Raw genomic sequence first — 17,136 nt, forward strand, 5'->3', positions numbered from 1 at the left:
GCGGTGCGCCGCCGGTCTCGCCCGCCGGGAACCGCGAGGAGAAGAGATCATGGGGAGATGGGGAGGAGTCCTGCTCGAACTGAGAAAACACCTGAAGTTCACCTTCTCCGGCGCCCTCGTCGGGGTGGCGCTCATGATCCTCGTCCAGCATGTTTTCCCCGGGGCGTTGAACCGTGAACGCGCCGCCCATCTCTTCGAATTCGCGCATCCCCTCCACGTCTTCCTCAGCGCCATCGTCACCGCCACCCTGTACCATAACTACACCTGTTACCGGGGCTGCCGGATCTGGGGTGCGGCGGCGGTCATCCTGGTCGGTTACTTCGGCTCGATCGGGATCGCCACGCTCAGCGACTGCATCGTCCCCTACTGGGGCGAACTCCTCCTCGGCTTCAAGGACGCCCACGCCCACCTGGGGATCGTGGAGATGCCCCTGGTCATCAACCTGGCCGCTCTCGCCGGCATCGCCGTCGCCTATTTCTCCAGGTCGACCCACTTCCCCCATGCCGGCCACGTTCTTCTCTCCACCGCCGCCTCCCTCTTTCACATCATCCGCGCCCATCCCCAGGCCATGACCCCGATCCAGAACGTCGGGGTGGTTTTCTTCCTGCTGCTGGCGGTCTGGATCCCCTGCTGTCTTTCCGACATCGTGTTCCCCATGCTCTTCGTCCGCAACGGACCGGCTCGGGGAGGGAAGGGCCCGGGGGCGCCTCAGGAGAGGTAGGAGTCTACGGCTTCGGCGGCGGCCCGTCCCGACGCGATCGCCCGCACCACCAGGGAGGCGCCCGCCGCCGCGTCGCCGGCGGCGAAAACCCAGTCGGCGCTGGTGGCGCCGTCGGGTCCGAGCAGGATGTTCCCGCGTTCGTCGGTGGCGATGCCCAGATCCCCCAGGAGCCGCCCGTGTTCGGCGTGGACGAACCCCAGGGCCAGCAGGACCAGGTCGGCTTCGAGCGGGAAAGCCGAGTCCCCGATCCGTTCCGGTTTCCCGGACGACCAGTCGAGCCGGACCGCCTCCAGCCCCGCGACCTTCCCCCCCTTCCCGGTGAAGCGCATGGTCTCCACCGCCCACAGCCGTTCGCCGCCTTCTTCCTGCGAGGTCGACGTGCGCAGGATCCGGGGCCATTGGGGCCAGGGGTTCCCGGGCTCCCTTCCTTCCGCCGGCCGCGGCAGGAGCTCGAGCTGAACGACGGAGGCGGCGCCCTGCCGCAGCGCCGTCCCCACGCAGTCCGAACCGGTGTCGCCCCCCCCGATGACGACCACCTTTTTTCCCCGGGCGCTGCATTCCGGGGGAGGGGAGAGGCGCCCCCGGGCGAGCGCGGCGTTCATGGGGACCAGAAAATCCATGGCGAAGTGGATGCCGGCCAGGTCACGGCCCGCAATGTCGAGGTCCCGGGGAACCCCGGCCCCCGTCGCGATCAGGACCGCGTCGTGGGAACGGCGCAGGTACCGGGCGGAGACGTCGGTCCCGGCTTCGACCCCGACCTGGAAGGAAACCCCCTCGGCGACGATCTGCCGCAGGCGCCGGTCGATGATCTTCTTCTCCAGCTTGAAGTCGGGGATGCCGTAGCGCAGCAGCCCCCCCGGCTGCGGGGATTTCTCGAAGACGGAAACGCGGTGCCCGGCCCGGGCCAGCTGCTGGGCCGCGGCCAGGCCCGCGGGCCCCGAACCCAGCACCGCCACCCGTTTCCCCGACTCCCGCGCCGCCTTGATAGGGACGATCCATCCTTCCTTGAAACCGCGTTCGGCGATCAGGCATTCGATCCGCCGGATGTTGACCGCTCCGAAGCCCTCGGAAAGGGTGCAGGCCGCCTCGCAGGGGGCGGGGCAGACCCTCCCGGTTATCTCCGGGAAGTTGTTGCGCTCGTGCAGGAGATCGAGGGCCGTTCGCCAGCGGCCCCGGTAGACCATGTCGTTGAAATCGGGAACCAGGTTGCCCAGCGGGCAGCCGTAGGTGTGACAGAAGGGGATGCCGCAGTCCAGGCAGCGGGCCGCCTGGTCGCGGAAGTCGTCGGGCGCACCGAAAATTTCGACTTCGTGCCAGTCCCGGACCCGCTCGACGACGGGGCGCTTTTCCGGCTCGTCCCGCGTGAATTCCAGGAACCCGGTGGGCTTAGCCATCGTAGACCTCCTCCGTGGCCGCCACCGTTTCCCGGTCGATGTCCTCCTCCAGCTTCATCCGCTCCAGGGCCACGCGGTAATCGATCGGCATCACCTTGACGAAGAGCGGCAGCCGGGCTTCCCAGTTGTCCAGGATCCAGCCGGCCCTGGCGCTCCCCGTGGCCAGGTAGTGGTTCTCGATCAGGGACCGCAGTTCCCCGGCGTCTTCCGGAAGCCAGACGCTTTCCAGGTCGACCATATCCAGGTTGCAGCGGGTGTCGAAGAGCTCGTTCTCGTCGTAGACGTAGGCGATTCCGCCGGACATCCCGGCGGCGAAATTGTTCCCGGTCGGCCCCAGGACCACGACCCGCCCCCCCGTCATGTATTCGCATCCGTGGTCGCCGATGCCTTCGACCACCGCCGTCGCCCCGGAGTTGCGGACCCCGAAGCGTTCCCCCGCCAGTCCCAGGATGTATACTTCCCCCCCCGTGGCCCCGTAGAGCACGGTGTTGCCCACGATCACGTTTTCGTGGCCGACGAGGGCGGCTTCGGCGGGGGGGACGACGACGATTCTCCCCCCCGACATGCCTTTCCCCAGGTAGTCGTTGGCGTCGCCTTCCAGGCGCATGCTCACCCCGCCCACCAGAAAGGCGCCGAAGCTCTGACCGGCCGATCCCCGGAAACCGAGACTGACGGTCCCTTCCGTCAGCCCTTCGGGGAAGCGACGCAGGATCTTCCCGCTCAACCGCGCTCCCACCGCCCGGTGGATGTTGCGGATGGGGAAGCTGGCCTCCAGGCGCGAGCCCGCGTCCGGCCGCTGCGGCAGCTCGGGGAACTCGTCGTCCAGGACCGGCCCGACCGGCTCCTGCGGGACGCGCCGCCTCCGCCCGCCGCCGTTCTCCGGGGGCGGCTCCAGGAGCGCCGTCAGGTCCACCCCCCTGGTCTTATAGTGGTCGCCGGCCGGTTTGAACTCCAGGCATTCCACCCTGCCGATCATCTCCTCCAGGGAGCGGAACCCCTGCCTCGCCATGATTTCCCGGAGCTGGCGGGCGATGAAGAGAAGGAAGCGTTCGACGTGCTCCGGTTTCCCCGCGAACTTTTTCCGCAAACGCTCGTCCTGGGTGGCGATTCCCATGGGGCAGGTGTTGAGGTGGCATTTCCGGACCATGGCGCAGCCCATGGAGACCAGGAGGGTGGTTCCGAAACCGAACTCCTCAGCTCCCAGGCAGGCGGCGACGGCCACATCGCGCCCGGTTTTCAGCTGCCCGTCGGTCTGGACCCGGATCCGTTCGCGCAAGCGGTTGCGGATCAGCGCCTGCTGGGTCTCGGCCAGGCCCAGTTCCCAGGGCAGCCCCGCGTGCTTGATGCTGGTCAGGGGCGAAGCCCCGGTGCCGCCGTCGTAGCCGGAAACGATGACGGTGTCGGCCCCGGCCTTGGCCACCCCGGCCGCGATCGTCCCCACTCCGGTTTCCGAGACCAGCTTGACCGAGACCGCGGCCCGGGGGTTGGCGGCCTTGAGGTCGAAGATGAGCTGGGCCAGGTCCTCGATCGAATAGATGTCGTGGTGGGGGGGAGGCGAGATCAGGGTCACTCCCGGGGTGGTGTGCCGGACGCGGGCGATTTCGGGGCTGACCTTGTGGCCGGGCAGCTGGCCTCCTTCGCCCGGTTTCGCGCCCTGGGCCATTTTGATCTGGAGCTCGTCCGCGCCCGCGATGTAGGCGGCCGTCACCCCGAACCGGCCGGAGGCGATCTGCCGGATCCTCGATCGCCGGTTCCCCCCGTCGGGGAGGATCTCCTCCCGTGCCGGGTCCTCCCCCCCTTCGCCCGAGTTGGATCGGGCCCCTAGGCGGTTCATGGCCACGGCGATGGTTTCGTGGGCTTCGCGGGAGAGGGAGCCGAACGACATGGCCGCCCCCACGAACCGGCGCACGATCTCCGCCTCCGGTTCGACTTCGTCGAGGGGGACCGGTTCGGCGGGGCGGAAGGCGAAGAGGCTGCGCAGGGTGGCGTGTTCCCGGGCCTGGTCGTCGATCAGCTCCGTGTAGCGCCGAAACGCGCGGTAGTCGTCGTTGCGGACGGCCGTCTGCAGGGCCTCGACGGCTTCCGCGGTCCAGAGATGCTTTTCCCCGCCCACCCGGGAATGGTAGTCGCCCCCGGCCTCGAGCAGCGCCGAGGGTTCCCCGGCGAAACCGCGCCGGTGCCGGGCGGCGGTTTCGGCGGCGATCTCGTTCAGGCCCAGGCCCCCGATCCGGGAGACGGTGCCGGTGAAATACGTTTCGACGACATCCGGCGCCAGGCCCACCGCTTCGAAGATCTGGGCCCCGAAGTAGCTGCGGATGGTGGAGATCCCCATCCGGCTGAACGTCTTGAGGAGCCCTTTCTTCAGGGCGATGATGTAGTTGTCCAGGGCTATCTCCGGCCGGAGGCCTTCCCGCAGGAACCCTTCCTCGGCCAACTTGCCGATGGTGGAGAACGCCAGCCAGGGGCAGACGGCGTTGGCGCCGTATCCGATCAAGAGGGCCATGTGCATGACTTCCCGGGCCTCGCCGGTTTCGACCACGATGCCGGCCGAGGCCCGCAGCCCCTTGCGGATCAGGTAATGGTGGAGGGCGGAGACGGCCAGGAGGGAGGGGATCGGCGCCGCGGTCCGGTCCACCCGGCGGTCGGTGAGGACGATGACCGTGGCCCCGGCCGCGATCCGGTCGGCGGCGAGGTTGCAGATGTATTTCAGGGCCGTCTCCAGGCCGCCGCCGTGCCCTTCGGGGGGATAGGTGATATCGATCTCCGCGCTCTGCACTTCGGGCAGGTCGGAGCGCCGGAGGCGTTCCAGGTCCTCGGGGGTGAGGATGGGGTGGGGGAGCTTGAGCCGGCGGCAGTGTTCCGGGGTCTCTTCCAGGAGGTTGCGCTCCCGCCCCACCCAGCTCATCAGGGACATGACCAGTTCTTCGCGGAGAGGGTCGATGGGCGGGTTGGTCACCTGGGCGAAGAGCTGTTTGAAGTAGGAGAAGAGAAGCTGGGGGCGGTGGGAAAATACGGCCAGGGCGGCGTCGTTGCCCATCGACCCCACCGCTTCCTGGCCGCGGTCGGCCATGGGCCGGATCACCATCTTCAGCTCTTCCCGGGTGTAGCCGAACACCCGCTGCATGCGCAGGATCGCCTCCGGGTCCTCGGGGGGCAGCGCCGCCGGCGCCAGCATCCCCCTCAGCTCGATGCGGTTGTCCTTGACCCAGCGGCGGTAGGGCTTGCGCCGCGAGATCCGGGCCTTGATCTCGTTGTCGGGGACGATCCTCCCCTCGGCCAGGTCCACCAGGAACATCCGCCCCGGCTGAAGGCGCCCGCGTTTCAGGATGTCCTCTCCCGGGATCTCGAGGACGCCCGTTTCGGAGGCCAGCACGATCGAACCCGAGCGGGTGATCGTGTAACGGGCGGGACGGAGCCCGTTCCGATCCAGGGTGGCGCCCAGGTAGCGCCCGTCGCAGAAAACCATGGCGGCAGGGCCGTCCCACGGTTCCATGATGGCCGAATGGTATTCGTAGAAGGCGCGTTTGTCCGCGCTCATGTGGAAGCGCCGGCCCCAGGCCTCGGGGATCATCATCATCATGCAGTGGGGCAGGGACCTTCCCCCCCGCAGGAGGAGTTCGAGGACGTTGTCGAAGACGGCCGAATCGCTGCCGCCCTCGTCGATCGCCGGCAGCACTTTCTGGAGGTCATCCCCGAAGGCCCGGGAGCGCAGGGTCTTGTAGCGGGCCCGCATCCGGTTGATGTTGCCCCGCAGGGTGTTGATCTCTCCGTTGTGGGCCAGGATCCGGAAAGGCTGGGCCAGGCTCCAGGTGGGGAGGGTGTTGGTGGAATAGCGCTGGTGGACGACGGCGAAGCTGCTGCCCATGGCCGGGTCGGCCAGGTCGGGGTAGAAGTCCCTGATCTGGGGGGCCGTGAACATTCCTTTGTAGACCAGGGTCCGCCCCGACAGGCTGGCGAAATACAGGCCTTCGCCGGCCGCGGCCCGTTCCGCCTGACGGCGGATGACGTAGAGCTTGCGTTCGAAATCGGGTTGCGGGACCTCGCCCCGAGCCAGGAACACCTGGCGGATGTCGGGCATGGTGGAGCGGGCCAGGCCCCCCAGGCAGCCGGGATTGACGGGGACCTTCCTCCACCCCAGGACCGGGCAGCCTTCCCGGGCGGCCGCCCGTTCCAGCTCCCGGCGGCAGGACTCGGCGCGGGCCGGTTCCGGGGGGAGAAAGACCGCGCCGACCGCGTAGTCTCCGGGCTCGGGGAGCTCCGGGGCGTCCTCTCTCCGCCGTTCCCGGAAGAAGCGGTCCGGGACGGCGAGCATGACCCCGGCGCCGTCCCCGGTTCCCCGGTCTCCTCCCACGGCTCCCCGGTGCTCCAGGTTGGTCAATATGCGCAGGCCGTCCTCGACGATCTCGTGCGTGGAGACGCCGTCCAGCCGGGCCACGAACCCCACTCCGCAGCTGTCCCGTTCCCGAAACGGGTCGGCCGGCCCCGAAGGAGCCGTCGTGCGTGCCGAGTGTCGGTTCATAACGCGATGCCCATGAGCGGCGAAGGGGGGGAGCCGAACGGCTCCCCCCCCTCCGCCGCGCGGTTACGGTTCAGAGGATGGGGAGGTATTCCTTCAGTTCGTACTGAGAAACGTGGAGACGGAATTTATCCCACTCGATCTCCTTGTTTTTCAAGAACGAGGTGAAGGTATGTTCCCCCAGTATCTCCCGGACCAGCTCGCTCCCGCGGGTGTTGAGGAGCGCGATGAAGAGGTTGGCGGGGAGTTCGGTGATGCCCCTCGCGGCCTTCTCTTCGTCGTTCATACCGAAGATGTTCTCTTCGATCGGCGCCGGGAGCCGGTAGTTTTCGGCGATCCCCTTGAGGCCGGCCCCGAGCATGACCGAGAAGGCGAGGTAGGGGTTGGCCGAGGGGTCCGGCGCCCGGAATTCGAACCGGGTCGCGTTCTCCTTACCCACTTGGTAGAGGGGGACCCTGACCATGGTGGAACGGTTTCTACGGGCCCAGCTGATGTAGACCGGGGCCTCGTAGCCGGGCACCAGCCGCTTGTAGGAATTGACCCACTGGTTGGTGACGGCGATGATCTCCGGGGAATGCTTCATGATCCCGGCGATGAACTTTTTGGCGGTGTCGGAGAGCTTGTATTCGTCGGCGGGATCGAAAAAGAGGTTTTTCCCGTTGCGGAAGAGGGACTGGTGGACGTGCATCCCCGAACCGTTTTCGCCCTGCAGGGGTTTGGGCATGAAGGTGGCGTAGACCCCGTGCTGGCGGGCGATCTCCTTGGTCACGAACCTCAGGGTCATGACATTGTCGGCCATCTTCAGCGCGTCCCCGTAGCGCAGATCGATTTCGTGCTGGGACGGGGCGACCTCGTGGTGGGTGCACTCCACCTGCATACCCATCGCGTCCAGGGCCAGCGCGGTTTCCCGCCGCAGGTCGGTGCCGAGATCGGGGGGGATAAGATCGAAATACCCCCCGGCGTCGAGGATGGCGGGGCCGGTATCGTCCTTGAAGTAGAAGAACTCCATCTCCGGCCCCACGCTGTAGAGGTAGCCCTGCTCGGCCGCCTTGGCCATCATCTTCTTCAGGATCTGGCGGGGGTCGCCGGGGTGGGGGTTGCCGTAGGGGTCTTCGATGTCGCAGATGATCCTGGCCACGGGGCCCTCGGAAGGCGTCCAGGGAAGGATCTGGAAGGTGGCGGGATCGAGCTGGGCCATGACGTCGCTCTCCTCGATCCGGGCGAAGCCCTCGATCGAGGAACCGTCGAAACCCACGCCCTCCTCGAGGGCGGCTTCCAGTTCCCCGTCGGAGATCTCCATCGACTTCAGCCGTCCCAGAATATCCGTAAACCAAAGCTGGATATGCTGGATATGAAGATCCTCGACCTGCTTGAGAATGTCTTTTTTCAGATCGGTCATGGTTTCCTCCTCCGGAGGCGCCGGCGGGAACGCCGCCGGCGTAACTCCCGGTTCAACTTTCCAATATCTTCACCGCTTCGTCCATCTGGGCGTCCATGATGTAGGTGATGCCCGAGACTTTGGCCGCTTCCTCGGTCAGCGCCACCAGGTCGGCGCGCTTGATCGTGTCCAGGCGGAAACTCCTGGCCCCGGCCATGAGCTGGCTGAAACCGGTTCTGAGCTTGTCGGCGTAGGTGTACATGGCGATGGCCCCGAAGGGCATCTTCTCCACCTGCTCCCGTCCGAATTTTCCCACCAGGGTTTCGTAGGTGACGAAGATCTGTTCCGGGCTCTCCCCGTACTTGGAGACGGTGGTCGGAAGCTTATCCCAGGCGGTGGAGCGGTTTTTCCTGATCACGCCTTCGATATTGTCGCCGACGAACCCCGGGATCATCAAGGCCCTGCCCATGCAGACGGCCTTGAAGTAGGGGGCCCCCATGGCCAGCACCTTGAAGATATGGTCTTCGGTCGAAAAGCCGCCGGCCATGGCCAGATCGGGGATCCAGGCGCCCTGTCCGGCCAGTTTCTTGGCGAAGGTGTAGGCCATGCTCTGGAGGTAGAAGGTGGGGATGCCCCATTCCTCCATCATCCTCCAGGGGCTCATCCCCGTGCCTCCCCCGGACCCGTCGATGGTGAGAAGATCGACCCGGGCGTTGGAACACCATTTCAGGGCCATGGCCAGTTCCCGGGGCCCGTAGGCGCCGGTCTTAAGGGTGACCCGCTTGGCGCCCACGGTCCGGCGCAGGTACTCCACGGTCCGGTAGAAATCTTCTTCCTCGATGAAGCCGAGGCGGGAATGGCGCTCGAACTCCTTGATCGCCCCGGACTTGAAAGCGGCCTGGATGTCGGGGTCGCCGGGGTTGGGGGTGACGATGTAGCCGCGGCGTTGAAGTTCCAGGGCGCGGTCCAGATCCCGGATCTTGATCTCCCCGCCGATGCATTTAGCTCCCTGGCCCCACTTGAGTTCCACGGTCTCGACGCCGAGTTTTTCGACCACGTACTCGGCCACACCCAGGCGGGTGTCTTCGACGTTGTTCTGGACGATGATGTCCCCGAACTCCTCCTGGTATTCCTTGTACATCCGGATCCGACGTTCCATTTCCGGGGAACGGACCACTTTCCCGGACTTGTCGACCTCGAGCTCGGGATCGATCCCGCAGACGTTTTCCCCCACCACCAGGGAGATTCCGGAGATGGCGGCGCCGATGGAGAAACTCTCCCAGTGCTTGCGGGCGATGTCGGTCGAGCCCAGAGCTCCCGTGAAGATCGGCATCCGCATCCTGACGGGATGGTTGTGGCCGTAGACGGTGGAAGTGTCGACCTGGGGGAAGATGGCCTTATCGGGGTTGGCTTCCTCGATGGCCCGGGCTCCGAGGGCGTAGCCGAGGATGTTGAGATGGGAGTAATCGACCGGATATTCCTTGTCCCCGCCCGCGGTGATGTCTCCGAACGGACCGGGGTAGATCACTTCCCGCCCCCGCAGGGCGCTGCGGAAGACCTCGCAGTTGCCGGCGCAGCTGTCCAGGCAGCGGGTGCAGAGCCCCGAATAGGGGGCGACGTTCTGGGAACGGTTTCTGGTTTCGGTGGCGTCGTGGCCTCTGGGGTTTTGCAGGTTCATTCCATCCTCCCTTGCCGGTTTTCGCTTTCCGATCTGTTTTCCGTGGGGGCGGTTTTCGCCCTTCCGAATGGGCATATTATAGCAAGAGTTGTGCCAAGTTCGAATATCGTCCTAAGGGCTTGGTTTCCAATCCGCGGGAGGGGCTTGTCCTATGCCCGACTCCCGATGGAAAGCTACATATATGTTGGAAAGTTGTATAAATCATACCTGAATGTAGGAATCGGTTTTTCTGCCGCGGCCCGTTCCCCTCCGTTCCCGTATGGAAAAAGTTGCTGGAGCCTTGACAGGGTAGCGCGATAAAATGTAAATTTCAAATAATTGTTTTATACGGTCGACCGGCCGGGGAATGACGACGATGCATGCCACCACCAGGAAGAGAGTGCTCGAAGCCGCCTGCCGCCTGTTCGCGGAAAAGGGATACCGGGGAGCGACGATCGCGGCCATCTGCCGCTCGGCCGGGGCCAACATCGCCGCCGTCAACTACTATTTCGGGAATAAAGCCGGCCTTTACGAAGCCGCCTGGGAATATGCCGATTCCCGGGCCCGGGAAATCTACGGGGGGCCGGGCGAGGCCGAGGACCCCCGGGCGGTGGTTATGGGGCACATCCGGCGTCTGGTGCTGATGATCTTCGATCCGGGGCCGGGGGGATGGCTCCCCCGCCTCGTCCGCAGGGACCTGGCCACCGGGGGCGAATTGACCATGCGCATGTATGCGCGCTTCATCGCGCCCCGGTTTCGCCGCCTGGAAGAGGCGGTGGCGGCCCTGTTGGGGGCTTCCCGCGAGCACTTCGAAGTGCGCTGCGTCAGCGGATACATCCAGAGCATGTGCGTTTTCCTCAATATCGGGATCAAGGCCCGCCGTCATTTTTTCGGGGCCGAAACGCCCGGTTCCGACCAGGTCGAACGGATGATCCGCAACATGCAGGAATTCGCCACGGGCGGCCTGGGCCGGTTTGCCGCTCCTTTCGATCTTCCGGGCGAGGGGGGGGGCGGAGGGAGGGGACCGGAGTCATGAGCGGTTCGCGCGGGAGTCGGGCCATCCGGTGGTTATGGTTGGCGGCGGCGGCCTGGGCGCCGCTGTCCTGCTCGTTCCTCCCCGAACGAGAAGGCCCCGCGGAGCCCGAGGTTCCCGAAGCCTTCAGCGTTTCCGGCGGCGGCGCGGCCGCTCCCGAGGCCTGGTGGGAGGATTTCGACAGTCCTGAGCTTTCCCGCCTGGTGAGCGAGGCTTTCTCCGGCAGTTTCAGTCTCCGCCAGGTGGAGGCGCGCCTGCGCCAGGCGCGGGCCGCCGCCGGCATCGCCGGCTCCGAACTGTATCCGTCTCTGAGCGCCGAAGTCGAGGGCGGGGCCACCCGGGCCCGGACCGGAAGTTCGGGAGAAAGGGTGACGGCCACCACCGAGCAGTATTCAGCCGCTCTGGCCGCCAGTTACGAGATCGATCTCTGGGGAAGAGTCCGTTCCACCGCCCGCGCCGCCGACGCCGACGTCGCCGCCGCCTCCTGGGACCTGGACGCGGCCCGGGTTTCCCTGGCCGCCGCGCTCGCCGACCGCTGGCTGAACGTGGTGGAGCTGAAAGCCCGGCGGACGCTGGTGGAGGAGCAGCTGAAAAGCAACCGGACCTACCTGGACCTCCTGCGGCTGCGGCAGACCAAGGGGCTGGCCACGGCGTTGGCCGTCTTTCAACAGGAGCAGATCGTAGCCGGTACCGCGGCCCTGATCCCGTCGCTGCAGGCCCAGCTGGAGACCAACACCCATGACCTGGCGGTTCTGACCGGCCGGCCTCCCCGCTCCGACCTCGGCCTCGCCGTCGACTCGCTTCCTTCCCTCACCCCCCTGCCGGCGGTGGGCCTCCCCTCCGAACTCCTGGAACGGCGCCCCGATATCCGGGCCGCCCTGGCGCGCCTGGAGGCCGCGGATTGGGAAGTGGCGGCGGCGCGGGCCAACCGGCTGCCCGCGCTCTCCCTGACTGGCTCGGCCGGGTTCCGTTCGAACGAATTCGACGATCTCTTCAGCAATTGGTTCGCCGGGTTCGTCGCCGGCCTGGTCGCGCCCCTGGTGGACGGCGGGCGCCGCTCCGCCGAGGCCGCCAGGAGCGAAGCGGTTTCGGACGAACGCCTTTCCTCCTACCGGGAGACGGTGCTGACCGCCCTGGGGGAGGTCGAAAACGCCCTGGCCCGGGAATCCCGGCAGGACGAATATATCCGCTCCCTGGACCGGCAGCTGGCGGCGGCCCGGAACGCTTTTTCCGAGGCGATGTTGCGCTACCGCAAGGGGGATATCGAATACCTGGACGTATTAGCTTCCCTCAGTTCCGTCCAGGGGCTGGAGCGACAGGTTCTTTCCGCCCGCCGCGACCTCCTGCTGTACCGGGTCGGCCTGTACCGGTCCCTGGGCGGAGGCTGGGAACCGGTCCCCGAGAACGAAAATGGAGAAAAAGATGAGAAGTAATGCCGAAACCGCGTCGTCCCGCGGCGCCCGCCTGCGAACCTGGGCGGTCGCGCTCGTTCTCCTGGCCGGAGCCACGGTCGCTTCCTGGAGACTGATCGTCACCAAGCCCCGGCCGCAGGTTCGGCCCCCGACGGAGCGGGTATTCCTGGTCGATACCGTCGCCCTCGAACCGGGGGAGGAGACCGTGTTCGTCCGGTCGTCGGGAACGGTCATTCCCGCCCTGGCCGTGGATCTCCAGGCCCGGGTCACGGGCGAACTGGTGGAGATAAACCCCTCCTTTCAACCGGGGGGACGGCTGCGGAAGGGAGAGACGGCGGCGCGGATCGACCCCCGGGACTACGGCCTCGCGGTCGAGCGCGCCCGCGCCGACGTGGTCCGGGCCGAGGAAGAGTACCGGATGGAACAGGGGCGGCAGGATATCGCCCGGCACGAGTGGTCGCTGCTGGGCGAGGGGACCGAAACCACCGAGCTGGACCGGGAACTGGCCCTCCGCCAACCCCAGCTCCGCCAGGCCGAGGCTTCCCTGAGCGCCGCCCGGGCCTCTCTGCGCCAGGCCGAACTCGACCTGGAACGGACCGACGTGACCGCGCCCTTCAACTGCGTGGTCCTGGAGCGGGACGCCGATCCGGGTTCCCAGGTTTCGACGCAGACCGTGCTCGGCCGTTTGGCGGGCACCGACGAGTTCTGGGTTACGCTGCAGCTCGCGGTCGGCGACCTGGCCTGGGTCGAGGTCGGCGACCGGGTCGAGCTGACGCCCGCGGGCCTGGAAAGCACGGGGATGAAATGGGAGGGTTCCGTGATCCGGAAACAGGCGGACCTGGAGAAAGAAGGCCGGCTGGCCCGGGTCCTGGTTTCGGTCCCCGAGCCTTTGGAGGACCCCGGGCGGCGGCTGTTGCTGGGGATGTACGTCCGCGCCCGGATCCACGGGCGCACCCTGGAAGGGATTTACGCCGTGCCCCGTCCGGCCCTGCGCGGGTCCGACAGCGTCTGGCTGGTCGGTTCCGACGGCCGCCTGGATATACGGCCGGTGGAAGTGATCTGGGCGGGGCCCGAGCGGGCCCTGATCCGGGGAGAGATCGACCCCGGCGCCCTCATGGTGGTGAGCGACCTGGCCTCGCCGGTGGCGGGGATGCTGCTTAAAAACAATATACCCAGCCCGGGGGCGGCGCGGTGAGCCACCTCTCCGAACATGACGAGAAGGGGGGGGCGATCGCCTGGATGGTCCATAACCCCGTCGCCGCCAACCTGCTCATGCTCACGCTTCTCATCGGCGGGGCGATCAGCTTTTTTTCCATAAAACAGGAAGTCTTCCCCGATTTCGATCTGGACGTCGTCACCGTCACCGTCCCCTACCCGGGGGCCAGCCCCGAGGAGATCGAGCAGGGAGTCATTCTCTCCGTGGAGGAAGCGGTTCGGGGGCTGGAAGGGGTGAAGGAAGTCAGTTCCACCGCCCGCGAGGGATCGGGGACGGTGAGCGTGGAGCTGTTGGGCGGAGCGGACCGCCAGAAGGTCTACCAGGAGATCCAGCAGGAAGTCGACCGGATCACCACCTTCCCCGACGAGGCCGAGGAGCCCAGCGTGGTTCTGGTCACCCACCGCCGCCAGGTCATCGACCTGGCCCTCCACGGCCGGGTTTCGGAACGGGTCCTCCGGACCCTGGCCGAACAGGCCCGGGACCGGCTCCTCCAGGATCCCGAGATCACCCAGGTCGAACTGGGGGGCGCCCGCGATTACGAGATCGGCATCGAGGTCGGCCGCAGCCGCCTCCGGGAATACGGCCTGACCATCCCCGAGGTGGCGGAGCTGGTCCGGACTTCCGCCCTGGAACTGGCCGGGGGCGGCATCAAGACCCAAGGAGGGGAGATCCTGGTCCGGATCAAGGACCGCCGCGACTACGGACGGGAGTTCGCCGAACTTCCCGTCATCGGTCCCGGGGAAGGGGGGCAGGTACGGTTGGGCGAGATCGCCGAAATCACCGACGGGTTCGAGGATACCGACCGGTTCGCCTCCTACAACGGGGAACCCAGCATTCTCCTGGAAGTCTACCGGGTCGGCGATCAGACGCCGGTGCGGGTGGCCGACGCCGCGCGCCGGGTGATGGAGTCCCTCAACGCCGGGTATCCGCCCGGGGTCGAACTCAGCGTGCTCAACGACCGCTCCGAGGTGTACCGCCAGCGCGCTTCCCTGCTCCTCACCAACGGGTTCTGGGGGCTGCTTCTGGTCCTGGGCCTCCTCGGGCTTTTTCTCCAGCCGCGCCTGGCTTTCTGGGTGATGATGGGGATCCCCATCTCGTTCCTGGGGGCGTTCCTGCTGCTGCCCCGGCTCGACGTCTCCATCAACATGATCTCGATGTTCGCCTTCATCGTCGCGCTGGGCATCGTGGTCGACGACGCCATCGTGGTGGCGGAGAACATCCACGAGTACCGTCAGCGGGGAGTGGAGCCCGTGCGGGCCTCGATCGTCGGGGCCCGGGAAGTGGGTTCTCCCGTGGTTTTCAGCGTTCTCACCAATATCGCCGCCTTCTGCCCCCTGCTCTTCATCCCCGGGGTGATGGGAAAGATCTGGGCCGTTATCCCCATCGTGGTGATTTCGGTCTTTTCCATATCCCTGGTCGAGAGCCTCCTCGTCCTTCCCGCGCATCTCTCCCACGGCAAGCTCCTGGAGACGCTCCTGGCGGGGATCACCCGTCGGCAGCGGGTATTCAGTTCCTGGTTCTACCGGGTGGTGCGTTCCCATTTCTCCCCCTTCCTCAAGCGGGTCCTGGGGCACCGCTATCTGGTGGTGGCCGCGGCGGTGTCGGTCCTGATCCTGGTTCTGGGTTACGTCGCCGGCAAGCGCATCCGGACCGTTCCCTTCCCCCGGGTGGAGTCGGATTATGCCGTGGCCACGGCGGTCCTTCCCTACGGTTCGCCGGTGGAAGCGACCATGAAGATCAGGGATCGGTTGGTGGCGGCGGCCGATAAAGTGGCCGGGGCCCACGGCGGGGACACGCTGCTCAAGGGGATCTACGCCGAAATCGGGGAATCGTACAACGGGGTTTCGGGCGGCCACGTGGTTGAGATCCGCTGCTTCCTCACCGATCCGGACGAGCGCCCGATCGGGACTACGGAGTTCGCGGCCTACTGGCGGGAAGCGGTGGGCCCTCTCACCGGCCTGCAGACGCTGATCTTCGAGTCCGACCGCGGCGGCCCCGGCTCGGGCTCCTCCCTGACCATCGAGCTTTCCCACACCGACTCCGGGGTGCTCGACCGCGCCGGCAGCGAGCTGGCGGCGGCCCTCGAGCACTTCCCCGTGGTCAGCGACATCGACGACGGTTTCGCCGACGGCAAGCCCCAGCTCGATTTTTCCCTCAACCCCGAGGGGGTGAACCTGGGCCTGACCGCCCAGTCGGTGGCCTCCCAGGTGCGGGGAGCGTTCTACGGGACCGAGGCCCTCCGCCAGCAGCGGGGGCGCAACGAGGTCAAGGTCATGGTCCGGCTCCCCGAGGACGAGCGGGCCTCGGAATACGATCTCGACCGCCTGCTTCTGCGCACCCCTTCCGGGGTCGAAGTCCCTCTTCGTGAAATAGCCGCCGTCAAACGGGGCCGGGCCTATACCTCGATCGAACGCCGGGAAGGGCGCAGAACCGTCACCGTCTCCGCCAACGTCAACCCGCCGTCGGAAGGCGAACGGGTGCTGCGGGAGGTCACGGAGAAGGTTCTTCCGGGGTTGGTCCGCAAGTATCCGGGCCTTTCCTGGGGGTTCGAAGGCCGACAGGCCGATTTCGAGGAGAGCACGTCCACTCTCTGGACCGGGTTCCTCTTTGCCATTCTCCTGATCTACGTCCTGCTCGCCATCCCCTTCCGCAGCTACACCCAGCCGCTGATCGTGATGGTGGCCATCCCCTTCGGCATCATCGGGGCCGTGGTCGGGCACATCATCATGGGCTACAGCCTCAGCCTGATGAGCCTGATGGGGATCGTGGCCCTCTCCGGGGTAGTGGTCAACGACGCTCTGGTCCTGATCGACTTCATCAACCGGGAACAGGCCGCCGGCGTCCCCGCCTTCGAAGCCATTCACGCCGCCGGCGTCCGCCGATTCCGCCCGATCCTGCTCACCACCCTCACGACCTTCGGAGGTCTGGCGCCCATGATCTTCGAGACCTCGCGCCAGGCGCGCTTCATGATCCCGATGGCGATCTCGCTCGGTTTCGGGATCCTCTTCTCCACCGGCATCACCCTGATCCTGGTCCCGTCCCTCTGCCTGATCCGGGAAGACGCCGGCCGCCTTTTCCGCCGGTTTCTGCCGGGACGGAGCTCTCCCTCCGGTTCTCCCTGAACCGGGCCCCGGGGTTTTTCTCCGTGACCGCTACCAGCCGGGGTCGCCCATGTAGCGGACCACGGCGTTCTCGAACGTCCCCGCCGCGCCCGAATTCTTGAAGTCCCCCGAACCCTTGTAGCTGACGTAGATCCGCCCCGAGGCCGTTCCCGCGGTCTGGAAGAGGTCGCCTTCCGGGTCGTAGGGGCGGACGTCCCAGGACGTGATTTCCAGGACCCAGGCGTTTTCCGCGTTCCAGCTGGTGGTCTCGCTCGGGGAGTCGGGTGATTGAATCTGGAAATACCCGTCGCCGTATTCCATGGGATGGGTGTAGGTCCTGCCCGCCTCGATGTCGCGGGGGAGTTCGACGCTGATGTACTCCCCTTCTCCCACGATATCCAGCGGGTCGGCCGCCTCCGCGGCGTAGAGCCCGAGGTTCCAGTTGTCGAAGAAAGGCTGGAAGATCACCGTCTTCACCGCGAAACTGCGCCCGTTGGCCATCCCCGTCACCGGGCCGTCCGGAATCATCTTGGCGGTGGGCCGGAGGGCGAACGACCATTCATCCGGTTTTTTCAGGCCGCTGGAGATATGGGCCCCGGCGTCGTCGGCCGAATTTCTGACCTGTTCGGCGCTGGGCAGGCACCCTCCCGTCAGGGACAGGGCCGCCGCCAGGGCGGTCAGCGATATCCGATTCATCGTCTCCTCCCG

10 protein-coding genes are annotated in these 17,136 nt (G+C 66.7%); 5 read left to right on the plus strand and 5 right to left on the minus strand.

Going from position 1 to position 17,136, the window contains the following annotated elements:
- Positions 1-49 precede the first annotated feature (49 nt).
- Positions 50-721, plus strand: a complete 672-nt coding sequence (locus PLZ73_02470) for a hypothetical protein (protein HOO76732.1) — start codon at positions 50-52, stop codon at positions 719-721.
- Here the strand turns inward: PLZ73_02470 and PLZ73_02475 are convergent.
- The 4 genes from PLZ73_02475 to PLZ73_02490 form a co-directional block, all read right to left on the minus strand.
- The gene (locus PLZ73_02475) at positions 709-2,115 is read right to left on the minus strand and encodes a glutamate synthase subunit beta (protein ID HOO76733.1); all 1,407 of its coding nucleotides are present in this window, start codon (positions 2,113-2,115) and stop codon (positions 709-711) included. The genes PLZ73_02470 and PLZ73_02475 overlap by 13 nt on opposite strands.
- On the minus strand, positions 2,108-6,634 hold the full coding sequence (gene gltB, locus PLZ73_02480; GenBank protein HOO76734.1) for a glutamate synthase large subunit: 4,527 nt from the start codon (positions 6,632-6,634) through the stop codon (positions 2,108-2,110). The genes PLZ73_02475 and gltB overlap by 8 nt, the downstream gene beginning before the upstream one ends.
- A 70-nt stretch (positions 6,635-6,704) precedes the next feature.
- A complete protein-coding gene (locus PLZ73_02485; GenBank protein ID HOO76735.1) occupies positions 6,705-8,030 on the minus strand; it encodes a glutamine synthetase family protein in 1,326 nt (441 codons plus the stop codon).
- 52 nt (positions 8,031-8,082) lie between these two features.
- On the minus strand, positions 8,083-9,687 hold the full coding sequence (locus PLZ73_02490) for an FMN-binding glutamate synthase family protein (GenBank protein HOO76736.1): 1,605 nt from the start codon (positions 9,685-9,687) through the stop codon (positions 8,083-8,085).
- A 346-nt stretch (positions 9,688-10,033) separates the two neighbouring features.
- Between PLZ73_02490 and PLZ73_02495 the strand changes: the two genes are divergently transcribed.
- The 4 genes from PLZ73_02495 to PLZ73_02510 are packed head-to-tail and all read left to right on the plus strand — an operon-like array spanning position 10,034 to position 16,449.
- Positions 10,034-10,702 (plus strand): CerR family C-terminal domain-containing protein, encoded by a 669-nt coding sequence (locus tag PLZ73_02495; protein HOO76737.1) that lies wholly within the window; start codon positions 10,034-10,036, stop codon positions 10,700-10,702.
- A complete protein-coding gene (locus PLZ73_02500) occupies positions 10,699-12,132 on the plus strand; it encodes an efflux transporter outer membrane subunit (protein HOO76738.1) in 1,434 nt (477 codons plus the stop codon). The genes PLZ73_02495 and PLZ73_02500 overlap by 4 nt, the downstream gene beginning before the upstream one ends.
- Positions 12,122-13,306, plus strand: a complete 1,185-nt coding sequence (locus tag PLZ73_02505) for an efflux RND transporter periplasmic adaptor subunit (GenBank protein ID HOO76739.1) — start codon at positions 12,122-12,124, stop codon at positions 13,304-13,306. Before PLZ73_02500 ends, PLZ73_02505 begins: the two co-directional genes overlap by 11 nt.
- Complete coding sequence (locus PLZ73_02510) at positions 13,303-16,449, plus strand: efflux RND transporter permease subunit (GenBank protein HOO76740.1); 3,147 nt, start codon at positions 13,303-13,305, stop codon at positions 16,447-16,449. Before PLZ73_02505 ends, PLZ73_02510 begins: the two co-directional genes overlap by 4 nt.
- A gap of 30 nt (positions 16,450-16,479) precedes the next feature.
- Here PLZ73_02510 and PLZ73_02515 read toward each other — a convergent pair whose 3' ends face one another.
- Complete coding sequence (locus PLZ73_02515) at positions 16,480-17,124, minus strand: hypothetical protein (GenBank protein HOO76741.1); 645 nt, start codon at positions 17,122-17,124, stop codon at positions 16,480-16,482.
- Positions 17,125-17,136 lie beyond the last annotated feature (12 nt).

This window comes from bacterium (assembly GCA_035380285.1).
Classification (GTDB): domain Bacteria; phylum Auribacterota; class Erginobacteria; order Erginobacterales; family DAOSXE01; genus DAOSXE01.

Excerpts from the sequence above, each read along its gene's own strand:
- PLZ73_02470 (HOO76732.1), top strand. The coding sequence starts at position 50 with ATGGGGAGATGGGGAGGAGTCCTGCTCGAACTGAGAAAACACCTGAAG.
- PLZ73_02475 (HOO76733.1), bottom strand. The coding sequence starts at position 2,115 with ATGGCTAAGCCCACCGGGTTCCTGGAATTCACGCGGGACGAGCCGGAA.
- gltB (HOO76734.1), bottom strand. The coding sequence starts at position 6,634 with ATGAACCGACACTCGGCACGCACGACGGCTCCTTCGGGGCCGGCCGAC.
- PLZ73_02485 (HOO76735.1), bottom strand. The coding sequence starts at position 8,030 with ATGACCGATCTGAAAAAAGACATTCTCAAGCAGGTCGAGGATCTTCAT.
- PLZ73_02490 (HOO76736.1), bottom strand. The coding sequence starts at position 9,687 with ATGAACCTGCAAAACCCCAGAGGCCACGACGCCACCGAAACCAGAAAC.
- PLZ73_02495 (HOO76737.1), top strand. The coding sequence starts at position 10,034 with ATGACGACGATGCATGCCACCACCAGGAAGAGAGTGCTCGAAGCCGCC.
- PLZ73_02500 (HOO76738.1), top strand. The coding sequence starts at position 10,699 with ATGAGCGGTTCGCGCGGGAGTCGGGCCATCCGGTGGTTATGGTTGGCG.
- PLZ73_02505 (HOO76739.1), top strand. The coding sequence starts at position 12,122 with ATGAGAAGTAATGCCGAAACCGCGTCGTCCCGCGGCGCCCGCCTGCGA.
- PLZ73_02515 (HOO76741.1), bottom strand. The coding sequence starts at position 17,124 with ATGAATCGGATATCGCTGACCGCCCTGGCGGCGGCCCTGTCCCTGACG.